Annotated in this window: 21 protein-coding genes and 1 tRNA gene; 13 read left to right on the top strand and 9 right to left on the bottom strand. The window is 72.8% G+C overall.

The genetic code is table 11. The features are described from left to right. Positions 1-1,488 precede the first annotated feature (1,488 nt). The 3 genes from ACRB68_RS17285 (at position 1,489) to ACRB68_RS17275 (ending at position 5,096) form a co-directional block, all read left to right on the top strand. A complete protein-coding gene (locus ACRB68_RS17285) occupies positions 1,489-1,932 on the top strand; it encodes an NUDIX hydrolase (RefSeq protein ID WP_328594324.1) in 444 nt (147 codons plus the stop codon). Positions 1,933-2,416: 484 nt separating this feature from the next. After that, positions 2,417-3,658, top strand: a complete 1,242-nt coding sequence (locus ACRB68_RS17280; RefSeq protein ID WP_194293347.1) for an FG-GAP and VCBS repeat-containing protein — start codon at positions 2,417-2,419, stop codon at positions 3,656-3,658. A 565-nt stretch (positions 3,659-4,223) separates the two neighbouring features. Further along, a complete protein-coding gene (locus ACRB68_RS17275; protein WP_153533451.1) occupies positions 4,224-5,096 on the top strand; it encodes a poly(ethylene terephthalate) hydrolase family protein in 873 nt (290 codons plus the stop codon). Between the two features lie 68 nt (positions 5,097-5,164). Here ACRB68_RS17275 and ACRB68_RS17270 read toward each other — a convergent pair whose 3' ends face one another. Next, positions 5,165-6,415, bottom strand: a complete 1,251-nt coding sequence (locus ACRB68_RS17270) for a hypothetical protein (RefSeq protein WP_153533450.1) — start codon at positions 6,413-6,415, stop codon at positions 5,165-5,167. 259 nt (positions 6,416-6,674) lie between these two features. On the opposite strand from ACRB68_RS17270, the gene ACRB68_RS17265 reads away from it, so the two are divergent. From ACRB68_RS17265 to ACRB68_RS17255, 3 genes are all read left to right on the top strand, one after another. After that, the gene (locus ACRB68_RS17265) at positions 6,675-7,547 is read left to right on the top strand and encodes a poly(ethylene terephthalate) hydrolase family protein (protein ID WP_153533449.1); all 873 of its coding nucleotides are present in this window, start codon (positions 6,675-6,677) and stop codon (positions 7,545-7,547) included. Between the two features lie 196 nt (positions 7,548-7,743). Further along, positions 7,744-8,019, top strand: a complete 276-nt coding sequence (locus ACRB68_RS41320) for a GntR family transcriptional regulator (protein WP_328594323.1) — start codon at positions 7,744-7,746, stop codon at positions 8,017-8,019. A 45-nt stretch (positions 8,020-8,064) separates the two neighbouring features. After that, positions 8,065-8,337: a GntR family transcriptional regulator gene (locus ACRB68_RS17255; RefSeq protein WP_153533448.1), complete on the top strand. Its 273-nt coding sequence runs from the start codon at positions 8,065-8,067 to the stop codon at positions 8,335-8,337. Here the strand turns inward: ACRB68_RS17255 and ACRB68_RS17250 are convergent. Further along, positions 8,319-9,278 carry a 3-hydroxyacyl-CoA dehydrogenase NAD-binding domain-containing protein gene (locus ACRB68_RS17250; RefSeq protein WP_207709715.1) on the bottom strand — a complete coding sequence of 320 codons (960 nt, stop codon included), beginning with the start codon at positions 9,276-9,278 and terminating at the stop codon, positions 8,319-8,321. The two genes, ACRB68_RS17255 and ACRB68_RS17250, sit on opposite strands and share 19 nt — an antisense overlap. A 165-nt stretch (positions 9,279-9,443) precedes the next feature. Here ACRB68_RS17250 and ypfJ point away from each other — a divergent pair, with 165 nt between their 5' ends. Next, positions 9,444-10,322: a KPN_02809 family neutral zinc metallopeptidase gene (ypfJ, locus tag ACRB68_RS17245; RefSeq protein ID WP_153533447.1), complete on the top strand. Its 879-nt coding sequence runs from the start codon at positions 9,444-9,446 to the stop codon at positions 10,320-10,322. Positions 10,323-10,339: 17 nt separating this feature from the next. Further along, the gene (locus ACRB68_RS17240) at positions 10,340-10,654 is read left to right on the top strand and encodes a type II toxin-antitoxin system VapB family antitoxin (protein WP_328594322.1); all 315 of its coding nucleotides are present in this window, start codon (positions 10,340-10,342) and stop codon (positions 10,652-10,654) included. Here the strand turns inward: ACRB68_RS17240 and ACRB68_RS17235 are convergent. From ACRB68_RS17235 to upp, 7 genes are all read right to left on the bottom strand, one after another. Further along, complete coding sequence (locus ACRB68_RS17235; protein ID WP_153533446.1) at positions 10,651-11,916, bottom strand: CynX/NimT family MFS transporter; 1,266 nt, start codon at positions 11,914-11,916, stop codon at positions 10,651-10,653. The genes ACRB68_RS17240 and ACRB68_RS17235 overlap by 4 nt on opposite strands. 112 nt (positions 11,917-12,028) lie before the next feature. Then, entirely contained in the window at positions 12,029-12,712 is a 684-nt protein-coding gene (locus tag ACRB68_RS17230) for a FadR/GntR family transcriptional regulator (RefSeq protein WP_153533445.1), read from the bottom strand. A 187-nt stretch (positions 12,713-12,899) separates the two neighbouring features. After that, positions 12,900-14,324, bottom strand: coding sequence for a helix-turn-helix transcriptional regulator (locus ACRB68_RS17225; protein ID WP_153533444.1), 1,425 nt, complete (start codon positions 14,322-14,324; stop codon positions 12,900-12,902). A 228-nt stretch (positions 14,325-14,552) separates the two neighbouring features. Beyond that, positions 14,553-15,083: a PH domain-containing protein gene (locus ACRB68_RS17220; RefSeq protein WP_153533443.1), complete on the bottom strand. Its 531-nt coding sequence runs from the start codon at positions 15,081-15,083 to the stop codon at positions 14,553-14,555. A gap of 7 nt (positions 15,084-15,090) precedes the next feature. Next, positions 15,091-15,249 carry a hypothetical protein gene (locus ACRB68_RS17215; protein ID WP_153533442.1) on the bottom strand — a complete coding sequence of 53 codons (159 nt, stop codon included), beginning with the start codon at positions 15,247-15,249 and terminating at the stop codon, positions 15,091-15,093. A gap of 159 nt (positions 15,250-15,408) precedes the next feature. Then, positions 15,409-15,654 carry a hypothetical protein gene (locus ACRB68_RS17210; RefSeq protein ID WP_153533441.1) on the bottom strand — a complete coding sequence of 82 codons (246 nt, stop codon included), beginning with the start codon at positions 15,652-15,654 and terminating at the stop codon, positions 15,409-15,411. A 158-nt stretch (positions 15,655-15,812) separates the two neighbouring features. Continuing rightward, complete coding sequence (gene upp / locus ACRB68_RS17205; protein ID WP_153533440.1) at positions 15,813-16,451, bottom strand: uracil phosphoribosyltransferase; 639 nt, start codon at positions 16,449-16,451, stop codon at positions 15,813-15,815. 107 nt (positions 16,452-16,558) lie between these two features. Between upp and ACRB68_RS17200 the strand changes: the two genes are divergently transcribed. The 5 genes from ACRB68_RS17200 to ACRB68_RS17180 all read left to right on the top strand — a co-directional run bounded on the left by ACRB68_RS17200 (position 16,559) and on the right by ACRB68_RS17180 (position 18,535). Then, entirely contained in the window at positions 16,559-16,843 is a 285-nt protein-coding gene (locus ACRB68_RS17200) for a hypothetical protein (protein ID WP_153533439.1), read from the top strand. Positions 16,844-16,983: 140 nt separating this feature from the next. Beyond that, positions 16,984-17,469 (top strand): tRNA adenosine deaminase-associated protein, encoded by a 486-nt coding sequence (locus ACRB68_RS17195; protein ID WP_153533438.1) that lies wholly within the window; start codon positions 16,984-16,986, stop codon positions 17,467-17,469. A 55-nt stretch (positions 17,470-17,524) separates the two neighbouring features. Then, positions 17,525-17,962 (top strand): tRNA adenosine deaminase-associated protein, encoded by a 438-nt coding sequence (locus ACRB68_RS17190; RefSeq protein WP_328594321.1) that lies wholly within the window; start codon positions 17,525-17,527, stop codon positions 17,960-17,962. Positions 17,963-17,999: 37 nt separating this feature from the next. Beyond that, entirely contained in the window at positions 18,000-18,437 is a 438-nt protein-coding gene (gene tadA, locus ACRB68_RS17185) for a tRNA adenosine(34) deaminase TadA (protein ID WP_153534992.1), read from the top strand. Positions 18,438-18,447: 10 nt separating this feature from the next. Beyond that, positions 18,448-18,535: transfer RNA gene (locus ACRB68_RS17180), tRNA-Ser, on the top strand. Positions 18,536-18,555 lie beyond the last annotated feature (20 nt).

Genomic DNA, 18,555 nt, shown 5'->3' with positions numbered 1-18,555 from the left:
CGGGGATGGTTCCCTGATCACGTTGACGCTCCGGCCGTGGCTGGTCTCGGACCCGCGCCCACGGGGATGGTTCCCGGGTGGAGTCCGCCGCCGCCCGCGGCGGGCACTCGGCCCCGCGCCCGCGGGGATGGTTCCGTGCGGCTTCGCAGGTGCAGGCGCAGGCGTTGCTCGGCCCCGCGCCCGCGGGGATGGTTCGCGGTAGTCCGACTGCCGCACCAGCACGTCGTCCTCGGCCCCGCGCCCGCGGGGATGGTTCGTTCTACCGGGACGAGGACGAGGGCGAGACCGGCTCGGCCCCGCGCCCGCGGGGATGGTTCGCGGACCCCCCAGGCCAGGCCGCTGATCGCCTCGGCCCCGCGCCCGCGGGGATGGTTCGCGGACCCCCCAGGCCAGGCCGCTGATCGCCTCGGCCCCGCGCCCGCGGGGATGGTTCTCTTCTGCGCGCCATTGGCGCTCATGGCGGTCACTCGGCCCCGCGCCCGCGGGGATGGTTCGACGCCCCCGCTCGTGTGACAGTGGCCCGGGGTCTCGGCCCCGCGTCTGCGTGGATGGTTCCCTGCGGACCATCTCGATCCAGCTCGCCCTCGACTCGGCCCCGCGCCTGCGGGGATGGTTCCGCGCCCACGGTGCGGATCCGGATGGCGCCTGACTCGGCCCCGCGCCCGCGGGGATGGTTCCCTCTACCGGATGTCGGCTCAGCTCACCGCGAGCTCGGCCCCGCGCCCGCGGGGATGGTTCCCGGCCGGCGCCCTGGCCCTCTCGTCCTGTCGCCTCGGCCCCGCGGCCGCGGGGATGGTTCGCGCCGCCGCCGTGGGTGGAGCAGGCCCGCGACCTCGGCCCCGCGCCCGCGGGGATGGTTCGTCGGAGCTGGCGCGCGAGCTCACCAGCAGGTTCTCGGCCCCGCGCCTGCGGGGATGGTTCCTCGTCGGTGACAATGTCAGCTCAAGCATCTCCGTGCACAACGCATGAGGGTTCGTCGGCGGGGAGCCGGGGCCAGGCTTCCGAATGCGGCGAGGCGGTCGAGGAGGAAGACGCGGTCGCCCGCAGGCAAGGCGTGGGCGCCGACCATCCTCTTCGCAGTCCGAGTCACCCACCGATCGCTACCTACAGTGACAAACGCACCCACGCTTCCACGGCGGATGCACAGCCCTCTAGAGGGTGCGACTTCCCTGCACGAAGCCAGGACCGCGCCAGAATCTCCGTCTCAGTTTCCGTCTCAGTTGTGGCTGTACAGGGGTGTTCAGGGATGTTCAGGAGCGTGCGGAGCATCGAACTTTCTGCACGTCAGGGACGGTGCCGGATCCTGGCAGGCCATGATCCTCAGAATTGGAAAGCGTGTTGGGTTCACGCCCTCACGAGTTCGAATCTCGTATCCTCCGCTCGCCTGACCAGGCAACACGAGGCCGGTACCCCACGGGGTGCCGGCCTTCGTCGTTCTCAGCCGGATGGGCGCGTCCAGCGCCCGCCCGCTTGACAGGGAGCAGCCCCGTGCGGCACTGCGTCCGAGCCGTCCTCCTCACTCCGGACGGCGCCCTATTGCTGATCAAGCGCATCCGTGCCGGGGTCGCCCCCTACTGGGTCACCGTCGGCGGCGGGATCGAGCCGGCCGATGCCGGTCCCGAGGACGCCCTGCGGCGCGAGGTCCGCGAGGAGATCGCCGGCGAGGCCGTGATCGGCCGTCTTCTCTGCACCATCGCGGCCGATGGCGAACGCCAGGACTTCTACCTCGCCACCGTCGGCACGTGGAACTTCGAGGACCGCACCGGTCCCGAGTTCGGTCAGGAAGGCCGGGGCGAGTACCTCCTTGAAGAGATCCCCCTTACCGCCGAGGCGCTCGACGCGATCGACCTGCGGCCTCGGGAGTTCGCCACCGTCTTGCGCGAGGCCGTCGGGCGCGGAGAGATCCCTGGATCGGCCCTGGCGATGAGGTAGCACAACATGGCATCCGGGGCCCGGCCTGCGCGACCGCTCCAAGGGAGCGTGGAGATGTTCACCGTGACGCGTGTCGGCCACGAGATCGCCGAGCCGGCCTTGTTGCGGCGTCGCGGCTTAGGGCGAGGTGGTGCTCTGGCGGGACTTGCGCCGATGCAGGATGATCTCGCTCACGGTGATCCTCGCCAATGGCCGGTGTCGAATGAAGTGGTTACGAGGGACGGGTGTGCGGGCAAGGAGCGCGCCGGGCGCGATGGCCGTCGCGGTGGTGGCTTTGCTCGTCGCCGCCGGCGACGTCTCCCAGGGTGATCTGTTCGTGCGGAACGGCAGGCACGGCGCGGGGTGTGACCCGCTGCCATCCGCCGGTGGGATCTCCCCGCCCGGGGTGAGCACAGCGGGGCGTCCTGGCAGGGGAGCCGCCGGTCGCGGCGGCGACTTCAACGGCGACGGCCGCCGTGACAGCGTGGTCGCCGTTCCTTCGCGCATGACGGACGTCCCGGACAGGGCCCTTCCGGGAAGGTGGTCGGGCGCGTACGTCGCGGTCGTCTACAGCGGCCCGCAGGGGCCGGACCCGGCCAGGCGGCAGATCATCACCCATGACTGCCTGGACGTGCCGACCCGCGGCAGGCCGAACCACGTGTTCGGCACGACGCTGGACTCGGCCGATTTCGACCACGACGGCTACGACGACCTGGTGGTAGGAGGGCAGGACGGGGGTTTCAACGGGGCCGGGCACGCCACGGTCACGATCGTCTACGGCAGTGCGAACGGGCTCACCGGCCGCTCGGTGGAGTTGGCCGCGGGGGCGGTGGAGGGGTATTTCGGCACGGTGGCGATCGGGGACTTCGACGGCGGCGGTGCGCTCGACATCGCCGCCACCCAGGGGTCGTTCGGCGATCTGTATGTGTTCCGCGACGTGGTGGACCGCCCCGTCGCCGCCGAGCGGAGCGGTTTGATCAAGAGGCCGCAGGACGGGCGCGGGGCCGAGGACTCCTATGAATCCCTGCAGGTCGCCGATTTCAACGCCGATGGCCGCTCCGACCTCGCGGTGTTGATCGTCTGGAGGTCCCAGGGCGAGCGGGATCATCAGTGGGGCGAGCTGCGGCTCGGCGGTCCGCAGGGCCTGAGCGGGCGGGCCACCGTGTTCGGCCGGGGCCGGGCCGGGCTCCGTGCCATGGCCGGCGACGTCACCGGTGACGGCCGGCCCGACCTGGTCATGTGGGACGAGGGCCCGTCGATGTCGCTGGTCCCGGGGACCTCCATCGGGCTCGGGACCCCGCAGCGGTTCACCGTCCCCCTCCCCGCTCCCGTGCGGACGGATCAGCCCCCGGGCGGGCTCCCGGCGGTGCCGACGACACCCGGGTTCACCGTCGGCGACGTGACAGGCGACGGCATCGCGGACATCGTCGTCGCCGAAGCCGGCAAGGTCGCGCTGCTGCCCGGTGGTGTCCGGCGCGGCCAGGCCGAGGTCATCGACACCGACGCCCTGCCGGGACACGCCGTCGCGCCGCGGGGCTGGGTCGGCGGCGGCCTGTCGGCCGGTGACCTGACCGGGGACGGCAGGCCCGAGCTGACCATCGGGTATCCGGAGTGGACGACCCCGGCGGGCGGGCGCGTCTACGTCCTGCCCGGTGGCCGGATGCCGGGCGCCATGACCATCAGCGCCGCCCAGCTGGGCCTGACCCAGCGGCCGAATGGCGGTTTCGGCCAGATCCTCCTGCCCTGAGGGCTCGTCCCGCGCCGTGACAGCACAGCGGAAAGAAGCCCCCGTCGCGACCGCCTCAAGTCCCGGCAGGGCGAGCCGATCTGGACGTCGACCGAGGTTCTTGTGCCGCGGCCGCCTCGACTGCTTCGCACAAGGGGCTTCTGCCAGATCATTGTCCGCCGGTAACGGGACCGTCCTTGTGCGCGAATGGCACCGTCCGCACTTGCATCGGGGCACCGGGTCCGCCTAGGCCGAGGATCCACCGGACGATCCGCCGCCGCAACCCGCCCGGGCACGCGGGCGAAGACCGCCGCGCCGGTCACGATCGGCCATCGGCGCCACAGGGACGGGCGGCGGCGATGTCTCGGACACGAACCCCTCCGGCATGCGGGACGTAGTCGATGATCGATTGAGACGATGCCTCCGGCTTCTGTCTTCCGTCGCTTCCGTGCCGCATGTGGCCACCGCTTTTGGGCAGGCGCACAAACGATCCGAAGGGACCTTGGCCGCGCCCATCATGACTCCGGAAGGCCGCCCGCCTAGCTTCGAAGCCTGTTCCCCGCCATGCAGACCTCCGGAGAAGCCCATGCCCCGACGTGCCCGAATCGCCGCGCTGGCGGCCGCTCCGCTGATCGCCGCGGGCGCCTTCGCCGTCGTCCCGGCCGCTGCCCCGGCGCCCGCCGCCCCGGTGCCCACGGCTGCGCTGGCCGCCACCACGGCCGTGAACTGGGCACAGGCGGGCCCCTCCCGCGTGACCGTCGACGACGCGCCGCACCACCGGATCTACCGTCCGGCGAACCTGGGAGCGAAGAACACCCGGCACGCGGTGGTGATCTGGGGCAACGGGACGGGCGCGACGCCGGCGGCTTACGACAAGCTGCTGCGGCACTGGGCCAGCCACGGCTTCATCGTGGCCGCCGCCAAGACCAAGTCGTCCAACAACGGCGTCCAGATGCGCCAGGGCCTGGACCTGCTCGCCAAGCGCAACTCCACCCCGTCCAGCCCCTACTACCGGAGGGTCGACCTCGGGCACGTGGCGGCGGCGGGGCACTCTCAGGGCGGCGCCGGTGCGCTCAACGCCGCAGCCGACCGCCGGGTGGACGCGGTTCTGCCGATCCAGCCCGGTCCCCTCGCCTCGCCGGGCAAGGTCCGCCAGCCGACTCTGTACATGGCTGGGGAGAAGGACAAGGTCGTCAAGCCCGGATGGGTTCTGGGCGACTACAACGTCTCGGGGAACCGGCCGGCGGCCTACGCCGAGATCCGGGGCGCCGGGCACGTCGCCTCGGCCGGCAACGGCGGCGCCTTCCGCGGCATGGCCACCGCCTGGCTGTACTTCACGCTCCGCAACGACGCAGGCGCCCGCGCCATGTTCGGCGGGCCCTCCTGCGGCTACTGCTCCGACACCACACTGCTGTCGCAGTGGAAGCGCAACGCGAAGTTCCTCGCCTTCGCGCGCTGAGACCCGGCGGGCCGGCCGGGAACCGTCGATGTCACCGGCCGGCCTGCCGACCACCCTCGCAGGGGGGCTCAGCTCTTCAGCTTCTTGGCGACCTCCAGTGCGGCGGTGTAGGCGCCCCGGATCTCTTTGCCCGTGTCGTGCACGTCATACGGCCTGGCGAACGTGCGCTCGGTGGTCGAGTAGTGGACGGCGGCCAGGACGTTGCGGCTTCGGAGGATCACCAGGCCGCCGTTGTCCAGCTGCGAAAAGGACGCCGGGTGAGCCAGGAACGCCTGCTCGCCCACACCGGCCAGAGGCTGGAACCCCTTCCACTTCTGGCGGGCGAGCCGATGCAGGCGGGTGTACTCGTAGGCCGCCGACCAAGGACCGAAACCCGGCCGGTCCGGTGGTGACGGGACAGGGGCGATGATCACTGTCAGCTTCTGTTCCTGGTCATCGCCACCGTCGGACTTGGACGCGGACCACTTGCAGACGCGCGGAGGCGTCCGGAAGGCGATGCTGCTGAAGGTGTCGTTGAGGTTCCACGGGCCGGTGGTCGCGTCGGGCGCGAGGGTCCGCAGGAGTTTGGCCGGGAGTGCCCCGCAGGCCTGGGGGACATTCTGGAGCACGGGGACGGCCGGCATGGGGACGGGGGCGCGGACCGGCTCGGCGGGCATGCCCATGCTGCGTGCGACGTCCGCCGCCGCCTTGAGCGCCCCATCGGTGGCGTCCTTCTCCGACAGCTCCTTCCAGCGCTGAGCGGGGTCGGCCCACCAGTGGCCGTAGGTGACCGTGACCAGGACGTTTCCAGCACGGAAGAAGACGAGCACCTCGTCCCAGCGGCGGGAAACGCCCATCGGAGCCGAGACCAGGCCCGCCTCGTCCCCGAGCCCGGTCACGGTGCGGCGCGGGTCGCGTTCGCTCGCCACCTCGGCGCGCGCGGCCTCGCTCGGCCATCCGGACCCGATGAAGTCGAGCATCGCTTCGGCTTCGCTGTCATGGAACGAGAAATCGACCTCCAGACTCCGATGATCCACGTACCACGAGCACTCCTTCGACTTCGACGGTGCGGGGTAGTCGGGGAAGGAGGAGCTCCATTCCTTGTCCAAGAGCGTCTTCAACGTCCGCGTCGTCACCCCGCATCGGGCCGGGGCCTTGGCCTTCTCCATCCGCATTCCGGCGGGGACCGAGTCGGCCCCGCGCTTAGGAGCGGCCAGCGCCATGGTGTCCGGCCACCAGGCGAACGCCCCCGTGGCGGCCACGGCGACCGCCGTGCCCGCCACGACCGGCCCTCGGCGCCACCAGGGACGGTCGGACTCCTGCGGCGATGTCTCGGACACGAACCCCTCCGGCATGCGGGAGACAGTCGATGATCGATTGAGACGACGCCTCCGGGCCCTGCGTTCCGCCGTGACCCGTGCCGGATGTGGCCACCGCTTTCGTTCGGCACACGGGCGGGTGCGAGACCGCAGGAACGTCTGCTTTGGGCAATCTCACAAACGTTTCGCAGGGACCTTGACCGCACCCATCATGATTCCGGAGTGCCCCCCGCATAGTTTCGAAGCCTGTTCCCCGCCATGCAGACCTCCGGAGAAGCTCATGTCCCGACGTGCCCGAATCGCCGCTTTGGCGGCCGCCCCGCTGGTCGCCGCGGGCGCCTTCGCCGTAGCCCCGGCCGCCGTCTCCGCGCCCGCCGCCACCGCCCCCACGGCTGCGCTGTCCGCCACTACGGTCGTGAACTGGGCACAAACCGGCCCCCTCCGCGTGACCGTGGATGACGCGCCGGACCACCGGATCTACCGCCCGGCGAACCTGGGCGAGAAGAGCACCAAGCGCCCGGTGGTGATCTGGGGCAACGGGACGGGTGCGACACCGGCGGCTTACGACAAGCTGCTGCGGCACTGGGCCAGTCATGGCTTCATCGTGGCCGCCGCGAAGACCAAGTCGTCCAACGACGGCGTCCAGATGCGCCAGGGCCTGGACCTGCTCGAAGAGCGCAACTCCACCCCGTCCAGCCCCTACTTCCAGAAGGTCGACCTGGAGCATGTGGCATCGGCGGGGCACTCCCAGGGCGGTGCGGGCGCGCTCAACGCCGCAGCCGACCCCCGGGTGGACGCGGTCCTGCCGATCCAGCCCGGCCCCCTCGCCTCCCCGGGCAAGGTCGACCAGCCGACCCTGTACATGGCCGGAGAGGAGGACAACGTCGTCAAGCCCGCGTGGGTCCTGGGCGACTACAACGCCTCCTCGAACCGGCCCGCGGCCTACGCCGAGATCCGGGGCGCCGGTCACCTCGCCTCGACCGGCAACGGCGGCAACTTCCGCGGCATGAGCACCGCCTGGCTGTACTTCACGCTCCGCGACGACGCCGGCGCCCGCGCCATGTTCGGCGGACCCTCCTGCGGCTACTGCTCCGACACCACACTGCTGTCGCAGTGGAAGCGCAACGCGAAGTTCCTCACCTTCACGGACTGAGTCCCGGTGGGGCGGCCTCCGCGCCTGTCATCCGGCCCACACCACGTCGCCGGCGACGTAGGCCGCTTCTCCGTTGGGGCTCAGCGCGACGCGCCTGACGACGCCGGCCGAGCCCGGCGGGGCGCATCCCGGAACCCAGGGCGCAAATAGAGCCATCCACATCTCCATACAGGTCGGGGAGTTCTACGTTGCTGATGTGAGTGGTCCGCCGAACATCCCCGCGTTCGCCCCGCAGGGACCGCAGCTCATCTATGTCGCGCTCGCCGATCACATCGCGGCGCGCATCGCCGCCGGAGAGCTCAGGGCGGGAGCCCGCCTGCCGGCCGAGCGGGATCTGGCGGCCGAGTACGGCGTCGCCTACATGACGGTCCGGCGGGCGGCCGAACTCCTCCGCGAGCGCGGCCTGATCCTCACCGTCCACGGCAAGGGCACTTTCGTGGCCCCGCAGCCCGCCGGTGAACAGGGCGAGTAGGCGGGCCGGTCAGTTCCGCACACGTCTCCGGAGGGACCTAGGCGCATGGTGGAGCCACTGGATCATGAGAGCGGGACGCCGCTGTATCAGCAGCTGGCCGACATCGTCGCCGCGAAGATCCACTCGGGTGAGCTCGTGCATGACCGCCCCATCCCCGCCGAGACGCGGCTGGCCGAGGAGTACGGCGTCGCACGGCTCACCGCCCGCCGTGCCGTGCGGGAGCTCCGGGAGCGCGGGCTGGTGCGCACGGTGCACGGCAAGGGCACTTTCGTGCAATATCCGGCGGATAGGCGGGCCGGTCAGTCCTTGGGGGCGTAGGTCTCGCCGAGGGCGCGCATCACCGCGATCTGGCCTTGGTCGCGGCGTTCGGCGAGCTGGTCGATGGTGCCGCCGAAGTCGGCGGCCTGCTCGGTCAGCAGCGTGACGGTCTCGTCGTCGAACGCGACGTGCTCGGCAGCCATCTCCTTCCACGCGTGCTCCATGGCGACTCCCAGGTGCGGCAGGAAGTGCGCCAGCCCGCCTTCGCCGCCGCCGAGGTGGAAGGTGAGGAAGGGGCCGGCCACCGCCCAGCGCAGGCCGATGGAGGAGGTGACGATGTCGTCGAGCTGCTGCTCGGTGACGACGCCGTCGGCGACCAGATGGACGCACTCGCGGAAGATCGCCGACTGCAGCCGGTTGGCGACGAAGCCCGGCACCTCCTTGCGCAGCACCTGCGGCTTCTTGCCGAGCGCGGTGTAGAACCGCGACGCGCGCTCGACGGCCTCGGGCGAGGTCTTCCTGCCCGGCACGACCTCGACCAGCGGCACCAGGTGCGGCGGGTTGAAGGGGTGCCCGACCACGAGGCGGCCGGGTTCGCCGAGGGCCTCGGCGATGTCGGTGGCGGGGATGCCGGAGGTGGAGGTCGCGAAGATCGCGGTGGCCGGGGCGTTGTCCTCGATGGTGCGCCAGATCCGCTGCTTCAGCTCCAGGCGCTCGGGGCCGTTCTCCTGGACGAGGTCGGTGTCGCGGACGGCGGCCGCCAGGTCGGCCTCGAACGTCAGCCGGTCGGTCAGGCCGGCGGTGTCCAGGCCGAGCCCGTCCAGGGCGGGGGCGGCGCGGGCGATGTAGTCGCGCACGGAGCGCTCGATATCGGGCTGCGGGTCGCTCAGGGTGACGGCGAGGCCGCGGGCCAGGAACAGCGCGGTCCATGAGGCGCCGATGACGCCGCCGCCGACCACGGTGACGCGCCGGACGCCGGCCAGGGTGTTCTGCTCGGGCACGGTGATGCTTCCTCTCCGGTCGGGCGGCGGCCCGGCGGCCGCGCTCCCCCACGGTGCTCTTTCCCCAGGTCACAGGGACGGATGGTCAATCCGGAGTTAAAGTGCGCTGAGGGGGGAAAGTCCTTGCCGCGAACCGCCCCCGGGCGGCAGGGAAGGGGACGCCGGATGGACTTCAGGGACGACGCCGAGCTCGACAGCTCGCAGGTGGAGGACGCACGCGGTGGCGGCGGCGGGTTCCCCGGCGGCGGCGGGATGATGATCGGCGGCGGGGTGACCGGCATCCTGGTGCTGATCGTCGGGCTGGTGTTCGGCCTGGATCTGACCGGTGGCGGCGGTGGCGGCGGCTCGCCGAAGCCGGTCGGCACCGGCGCCAACCTGGCGGCCAAGTGCAAGACCGGCTCCGACGCCGACCAGTCCGACGACTGCCGCATCGTCGGCACCGTCAACAGCATCCAGAAGTACTGGACCAAGCAGTTCGCCGACAGCGGCCAGCGGTACACACCCGCCAAGACGCGCCTGTTCAGCCAGGCCACGCAGACCGCCTGCGGCTACGCCACCTCCGAGGTCGGCCCCTTCTACTGCCCCGGCGACAAGCGGGTCTACCTCGACCTGACGTTCTTCGACGAGCTGAAGACCAAGTTCGGCGCCGAGGGCGGGCCGTTCGCGCAGGCCTACGTCGTCGGCCACGAGTACGGGCACCACGTGCAGGACCTGCTCGGCGTGATGGGCAAGGCGCAGGGCAGCGCCAAGGGCGCCACGAGCGGGTCGGTGCGGCTGGAGCTGCAGGCCGACTGCTACGCCGGGACGTGGGCGAACGGCGCCGTGGCGACGGGGTTCCTGACCCAGCTGACCGAGACCGACATCCGGCAGGCGCTGAGCGCCGCCGAGGCCGTCGGCGACGACCGGATCCAGCAGCGGGCGCAGGGCCGGGTGAACCCCGACGGCTTCACCCACGGCACCTCCGAGCAGCGGCGACGCTGGTTCACCACCGGCTACCAGAGCGGCGACCCTCGCCGTTGCGACACCTTCTCGGGCGGCATCTGAGCACGTAGACTCCAGTAGTGATCTTCAAGGCGGTGGGTGACGGAAGGCCCTATCCCGACCACGGACTCTCGTCCCGGGACTGGGCCCGGCTCCCGCCGCGCCAGATCCGCCTCGACCAGCTGATCAGCACCAAGCGCGAGCTGGACCTGCAGTCGCTGCTGGCCAAGGACTCCACTTTCTACGGCGACCTGTTCCCGCACGTGGTGCAGTGGCGGGGCGACCTGTACCTGGAGGACGGCCTGCACCGGGCGCTGCGGGCCGCCCTGCAGCAGCGGCTGGTCCTGCACGCCCGGGTGCTGGACCTGGACGCGTTCGAGATGGGCCAGGCCTAGCGGGCCCGCGCGGGCTCCAGCACGGCGACGTCCTTGGGCTCGACGAGCGCCTCGGCGCGCCCCTCGGGCGCGGTGCTGCTCGGCCGGACGATGCCCGGGCGCGAGGCGAGCACGCCGAAGACGACCTCGGGCACGGTGAGGGCGAGCAGCAGGCCGAGCGAGACCTGCCAGCCGCCGGTGACGCTGTGCAGCACCCCGACCGCGAGCGGGCCGAGGCCGGCCAGCAGGTAGCCGCCGGTCTGCGCCATGCCCGACAGGCGGGCGGCGACGGCGGGGCTCGCCGAGCGCAGCCCGAGCAGGGTGTAGGCGAGCGGGAACGCGCTGCCGGTGGCGATGCCGAGGAACACCGCCCACACCCAGCCGGCCTGCGGGGCCAGCATGAGGCCGCCGATGCCGACGGCCATGGCCAGCCCGACGCCGTAGACCATGAGGCGCTGGTCGCGCATCCGGGCGGCGGCGACCGGCACCACGAAGCCGAGCGGGATACCGATGATCATCATGGCGGAGACCATCATCCCGGCGGTGGCGGGCGCCACGCCGTGGTCGCGCATGATCTCCGGCAGCCACGACATCAGCACGTAGAACATCAGCGAGGCCAGGCCCATGAAGGCCGCCACGTACCAGGCCAGCGGGGAGCGCAGCAGCGTGCCCTGCACTGCGGGGGCGGCCTCGGCCGGGGCCGCGGCGCGGCGGCCGCGCAGCGCCAGCGGGCCCCACACCAGCGCGGCGACCAGCGACGGGACGGCCCAGACCGCGAGCGCGAGCCGCCATCCGGCGGCGTCGCTCAGCGGGACGGCGAGGCCGGCCGCGATCGCGCCGCTGCACGCCATCAGCATCATCGCCAGGCCGGTGAGCGAGCCGATCCGGCCGGGGAAGGCGCGCTTGATGACCGAGGGCATCAGCACGTTGCCCATCGCGATGCCGGCGCCGGCCAGCACCGTCCCGGCGAACAGCGCGGCCTGCGAGGGCGCGACGCGCAGCACCACGCCCACCGTGATCAGCAGCAGCGCGGCGGCGATGGCGGGCTCGGTGCCGAGCCGGCGGGCCGCGACCGGGGCGAGCGAGGCGAACGCGCCGAGGCAGAGCACCGGCAGCGTGGTGAGCACGCTCACCGCCACGCCGGACAGGCCGAACTGCCGCTGCAGGTCGCTGAGCAGCGGGGAGATGCCGGTGATGGCGGCGCGCAGGTTGACGGTGAGCAGGATCAGGCCCGCCAGGGTCCAGATCGAGGTGACACGGGAGACACGAGGAGAAGCAGTCATGGCCTTCGTCTGCGCCGGGGCGCGGTCGAGCTCGGAAAGGTGAGGAGAGGGGATCGGGCGGGGTCGCCCGCGAAAACCGCGCGGGGCGCGGTGGGGAACGCCTGGACGGGCGTCAGGAGGGGGCGGGGCGCTCGGTGGAGCGCAGGATCCGGTCCAGGCAGCTGTGGGTGGCCGCGGCGGCGGCGTCCGCGTCGCCGGCCTCGATCGCGGCGGCGATCGGCTCGTGCGGGACGTCGGCGTGGTTCAGCAGCGTGCCCGCCGCGCCGATGCCGGCCCGCAGCACCGCGCTGAAGTCGCGGTACAGGTCGGTGAGCACCCGGTTGTGGGTGGCCTCGACCACCGCGGTGTGGAAGGCCAGGTCGGCCTCGACGAACGCGGCGTGGTCGCGGGCCGTCCAGGCGGCGTCGCGCTGCGCGAGGGCCGCGGCGATCGCGGCGACGTCGGCGGGGGTGCGGCGCGCGGCGGCGAGGCGGGCCGCCTCGACCTCCAGGCCGCGCCGGACCTCCAGGGTCTCCACCAGCTCGGCGGTCTCCAGGCGGCGGCGCACCGCGCCCGACAGCTCGCTGGTCGCGGTGACGTAGGTGCCGTCGCCCTGGCGGCACTCCAGCAGGCCGGCGTGGGTGAGCGCGCGGACCGCCTCGCGGACGGTGTTGCGGCCGACGCCGAGGGACTCGGCCAGCGCCGGCTCGGGCGGGATCTTGGCGCCGACCGGCCACACGTTCGTGGCGATCTCGCTCTTGAGCTGGTCGATGACCTGGTCGACCAGTGACGAGCGGCGTGCGGTGCGCAGCGTCAAGTTCCCCCCTCGCGGTGTGCGGAGCCGGCCGGTGTTTCCTCCGGTCAGCCAATCATCCTATGTCTCCATGTTAGGACTCCCCGGGCCCTGGTTTCACGCGGGGGCGCACGTGACCCTCGTCTCCCCCCGGCACGACGGAGCCGGCGCCGCCCCCCTGGTCAGGGGCGGCGCCGGCTCCGGGTGCGGGTCAGACGCGGCCGAGGTCGAACGTCGCGGTGTGCGGGCGGGCGGCGCGCAGCCCGGCCGACTCCAGCGCCTGCCGGAACGCCGCGACGGCGCCGGCGGTCTCCCCGGCCGCCTCGAACAGCTCGCCGAGCTCGCGGTACACGTGCGCGGCGGGGCGGCCCTGCGGCAGCCCGTCCAGCTGCCCGGCGGCGGCCCGCAGCACCAGCAGGGCGGCGCTGCGGTCGTCCTGGGCGATGCGGGCGCGGGCCAGCACCAGCCGCGCCTGCGCGGTCTTGCGGATGCGGGCGGCCAGGTCGGCGCCCGGGTGGGGGGCGAGCGGCGGGGGCGGCGTGGCGAGGGCCATGCCGGTCTCCAGCAGCTCCTCCAGCGCCACGATCGCCTCGCGCGGCTCGCCGGCCGCGACCAGCGCGCGGGCCCGCTCGATGACCGCCTCGGTCGCCTCGGCGCCCTCCAGGCAGGAGGTGCCGCGCAGCAGCTCCAGCGCCTCGCGCGCCGCCTGCGGGGTGGGCGCGTCCATGGGCTGCCCGGGCCCTTCGGCGGCGGGCGTGCGCTCGGCCGAGAACGGCGTCACGCCGCGCAGCAGCGCGCGGGCGGCGGCGAGCCGCAGCCGGGCGCGGGGCTGCTCGGGCTCGCCGCCCGCGTGCGTCGCCAGGGCCTGCTCGGCGAAGTACAGCGAGTCGCCGACGGCGCCCTCCTCCAGGGCCCGGACGCTGGCGCGCCGGTAGTGGACGGCGAGCGGGACGTCGTCGCCGCCCTGCCGGGTGAGGGCGCGGCCGAGGGCGTGCGCGCGCGCGGCGTCGGAGCGGTCCACGTACGCCAGCAGCAGGACGCGGCCGACCTCGGTGTGCTCCTCGCCCGCGCCGAGCTCCAGGCGCCGCAGCCGGTCCAGGGCGCGCTCGCCGAGCGCGACGGCCTGGCCGAGGTCGCCGACGGTGTGGTAGCAGCGGGCGAGCGCGATCACCGCGGGCAGCCGGCTGGCCCGCCCCGGGTCGCGCTCGGCCTGCTCGCGCAGCTCCTCGAAGAGCGCGATGGCCTCCTCGGTGCGGCCGAGGCCCTCCAGCGCGCGGGCCCGGCCCCAGCGCGCGCGGGCGCTCAGGTCGGCGTCGTCGCTGCGCGCCAGCACCTCGGCGAAGCCGGACTCGGCGGTGGCGGCGTCGCCGGCCAGCAGGGCCAGCTGGGCGTGCCGCTCGCGGACCTCCAGATGGGCGCGCTGCTCGGGCTCCACGCCCTCGGCGAGGTACTCGGGGGTGCAGCCGAGCCGTTCGGCCAGCATCCGCAGCACGGTGGGCGTCGGGGTCCGTTTACCGGACTCGATCAACGAGATGTAGCTGTCGGAAAGGTCGTGTCCGGCGAGCTGTGCCTGTGACAAGCGCCTGGTCAGGCGCAGGTTGCGGACACGTTCGCCGACGTTGCCTGGACCCGGCATGTGAACTCACTTAGCGGAAGTAATCAGGCGGCTGGGGTGCCGACATAATTGCACATTGCTTGGTTATCGCACATCCAGAGCAATGAAGCGGTCGCAGATGAGACGGTCCGTCCGCCCCGCTCAGCGCGCTGAAAGTGACGCTATCGGACGATACCCGGTAGATCCTGCAAATCGCCCGGCATGCCGGGAAGGACGGGCGATGTCCGGCGCGCCGGCGGCGCGGGGACCTCAGTCGTCGGCGGTCGCGTTCTTGTTGGGGAAGATCATTTCGCAGACCTCGAGGTAGAGCTGCTCGGGGTAGGGCAGGTAGGCGACCGTCGACAGCGCCTGGTCCTGGCCCGCCGACTCCAGCACGAACTCGCCGTACCCGAGCATCCGGCCGGCGATGGAGCGCTTGAAGCTCATGTCGGTGACCTTGGCCAGCGGCATCATCGCGACGTTGCGCGTGATCAGGCCCGTGGTCAGCAGCATCCGCTGGTTGGTGATGACGAAGTAGTCGACCGACCACTCGGCCACCCGCCAGACGAACCAGGCGAGCAGCAGCAGCCAGCCCCACCAGATCCAGCTGATCACGCCGCCCGCGTCCGCGGCCGCGATCTGGCTCAGCACGCCCGCCACGATCAGGCCGCCGAGCACCAGCCCGACCGGCACCATCAGCACGGCCGGATGCCGCCGCACCGTGATGACCTGCGTCTCGTGCGGAAGGAGGTACTTGTTCACCGAGGCCGGGGCGGAGTCACCCGGCGTCACCAGCCGCATGCGGCCCTCAGCCCAGCGCGCCGAGGAAGGTGGTCAGCGAGCCCGCGGCCGACGCCAGGCCGTTCGCGGCGCTGTTCACCGACTTCGCCGCCCCTTCCGGCTGGTTGATCATGTAGAACGCCACGAAGGCCGCGGCGGCCCACGTGAGGTACTTCTTGGCCGGCACAACTGCCTCCCGGAGCGCGATGACCCACAGACCCCAGGTCAGTCTCGCACAGCCGCCAACCCCCGCAAAGCAAGCGCAGGCCATGTTCCACGGCGGTCCGGCCGCGTCCCGCGGCGACCTGAGCGGACACGCGGGCGCGGCGCGGGCGCCGGCGGCGGCTCACCCCGGGCGCGGCGCCCGGCGGCGCTTCTCGGCGGCGACCAGCGCGAGCACCTCCAGGTGCCGGCGGGCGATCCGCTCGACCAGCTCCGGCGGCGCCCCGCCCATGATCTCCCGCGCGCCGTGCAGCGCGGCCGCGACGCACCGGGCGACCGTGTCCGGCGCGTGCACGCCCGCGAACTCGTCGGTGAGCCGTGCGTCGATCTCTTCGTACCGTGGCAGTTCGCCGTCCAGGTCGTGGGCCATCACGCTTCCTCGAAGCCTCGCTCACGCCGCTCCGGTCCGGAACCGTCCCCTGAGGTGCCGGGGCGGCGGAGGGGAACGCTGACGTTCCGTGACCGGGTACTACCCACGGTGATCGGCGGCCGAACCTCGAAAGAAGGGCCCGCACCGGGCGGAGGGGGTCAGACCACGCCGTACAGGCGATCTCCGGCGTCGCCGAGGCCCGGGATGATGTAGCCGTGCTCGTTCAGGTGCGAGTCGATCGCGGCGGTGACGACCCGGATCGGCGCGCCGGAGCCGGCCAGCTCCTTCTCCAGGTGCGCCAGGCCCTCGGGCGCGGCCAGCAGGCAGATCGCGGTCACGTCGTCGGCGCCGCGGTCCAGCAGCAGCCGGATCGCCGCGGCGAGCGTGCCGCCGGTGGCCAGCATCGGGTCCAGCACGTAGCACTGGCGGCCCGACAGGTCATCGGGCAGCCGGGTCGCGTAGGTCTGCGCCAGCAGCGAGCCCTCGTCGCGGATCATGCCGAGGAAGCCGACCTCGGCGGTCGGCAGCAGCCGCGTCATGCCGTCCAGCATGCCGAGGCCGGCCCGCAGGATCGGCACCACCAGCGGCTTCGGGCTGGCCAGCTGGACGCCCCGGGCGGAGTCGACGGGGGTCTGCACGGTGGCCTCGACCACCCGCACGTCCCGGGTGGCCTCGTAGGCCAGGAGCGTCACCAGCTCGTCGGCGAGGCGGCGGAACGTCGGCGAGTCGGTGCGCACGTCCCGCAGCGTGGTGAGCTTGTGCGCGACGAGCGGGTGATCGACGGCGAGGGTCTGCATGCCCACACCGTACCTGTGCACGGCGTTCACGTCGTCCGCGCGGGGGCGGCCCGCCGGGCGCCAAGGGCGGGAGGGTAGAGGCGCGCTGAGCTGGGCACCATGGCGATATGAGCAGAGATCGAGAGCAGCGGCGCCGGCGCGGCGAGCGGGTCCGCGAGTCGGCGCCCGACCCGCCCGGGCAGGACCGCGACGCCGAGGCCGGCGAGGAGTCGGCCGTCGAGCTGGCCGGCGACCTCACTCCCGAGGAGACCCGCGAGCGGCTGCGCCGCCGCGCCGCCTTCCTGCGCGAACTGGCCGAGGCGCGCGAGCTGCGCGAGCGGGTCACCCCGCACCGGTCGCGGCGGGCCCGGATCCACGCGGCGCTGCGTCACCGCACCTTTCGTATCAACTGATCGGCATCGAGTAGATTCGTCCGGCGGCGCCGCCAAGGGCGCCGTGCCCTCCCGCCGGGCGCCAGTTCGGCGATGAGGGACGCGAGGGCGCGCTGCATCTGCGACCATGCCCTGGCAGGAGACGCGCCGGTGGGGTGGACATGACGGATGTGGACGCGACGGATTTCGCTGTCGTGGTGTACCGGGAAGACGACCGGCCGGACGCCGAGATCCTCCCGGTCGCGCTGACCGAGGACCTCGATGGGCTGATCCATGCGCTGCGCCAGCAGCCGAGCCTCGGCGGCACCATCGGGCTGGTGTCGGTGGGCGACGACTTCTTCGTCGCGATCCGGCTGCTCGGCGACGAGGTGATGGTCTTCCTGTCGGACGTGACCGCCTCGGTCGACTGGCCGCTCGCCGGCCAGGTGCTGGACTACCTGGACATCCCGATCCCCGAGGACGAGGAGCTGGACCAGGTGCTGCCGGTCGGCGACATGTCGATCTTCGCCGATCTCGGGCTGGACGAGATGGAGCTCGGCGCGATCTCCGGCGACCTGGAGCTCTACCCCGACGAGATGCTGCTCAGCATCGCCGGGCGGCTCGGCTTCGGCCCCGCCTTCGAGCGCGCGCTCGACACCCTGACCTGAGCTGACCTGCGGCGGGGGATGTGACCGGCCCGGCCCCGTGGGTCACAATGAAGCCGTGCCCTATTTCGCCGCCGTGTTCGCCCGTACCGCCGAGGGGTGGGTCGGGACCGAGCCGGAACTCGCCGAGGCCGCCAGTGTCGACGACGTCGCCGACCAGATGCGCGAGGCCGCCGTGGAGACCTACGGCGAGTCGGTCGTGCTGCTGATCGAGCAGGACGACGACTGGTTCGCCGTGCTGCGGCTGGACGGCGAGGACGACCCGCGGGCGTTCGTGTCGACGGTCCGCGGCGACGGGCTCGGCGGCCTGCTGCACCCGCTCGTCGGCGACGCCCCCGACGGCGCGGCGGGCGGCGACCCCGGGCTGCTGGAGGACCTCGGCGTCTCGGGCGCCCAGCTGGGCGACCTCGGCGACCGGGCCCTGCCGAGCGACGCGCTGCCGCGGATCGCCGAGCTGGCGGGGTTCGGCGAGGAGTTCGACCGGCTCCGTGATTGACGACACAGCGCCCGAGGCCACCGCCTACCAGGACGCGATGCGCCGGGCGCTGGCCGAGGCGCGGCTGGCGGGCGCGGCCGGGGACGTGCCGGTCGGCGCCGTCGTGCTGGACGCCGCCGGAGCCGTCATCGGCACCGGGCACAACGACCGCGAGCGCACCGGCGACCCGACCGGCCACGCCGAGATCGTCGCGATGCGCGCCGCCGCCGCGGCCCGCGGCGAGTGGCGGCTGACGGGCTGCACGCTGGTGGTCACGCTGGAGCCCTGCACGATGTGCGCGGGCGCCGCCGTCCAGGCCCGGATCGGCCGGATCGTGTACGGCGCGGTCGACCTGAAGGGCGGCGCGGCCGGGTCGCTGTGGGACGTCGTCCGCGACCGCCGGCTGAACCACCGCCCCGAGGTCGTCGCCGAGGTGCTGGCCCCCGAGTGCGGCGCGCTGTTAACCGAGTTCTTCACCACTCGCAGAGTCGGGTAGGCTCTCCCGCGGTGGTGTCGCCTAGTGGACGAGGGCGCACGCCTCGAAAGCGTGTGAAGTGCAAGCTTCCGTGGGTTCGAATCCCACCACCACCGCCACCGAAAAGGGCCGCCTGACA

Origin of the sequence: Actinomadura macrotermitis (assembly GCF_009604375.1) — a bacterium.
In the GTDB taxonomy this organism is placed as follows: domain Bacteria; phylum Actinomycetota; class Actinomycetes; order Streptosporangiales; family Streptosporangiaceae; genus Spirillospora; species Spirillospora macrotermitis.
This window is presented reverse-complemented; position numbering and strand designations above follow the sequence as displayed.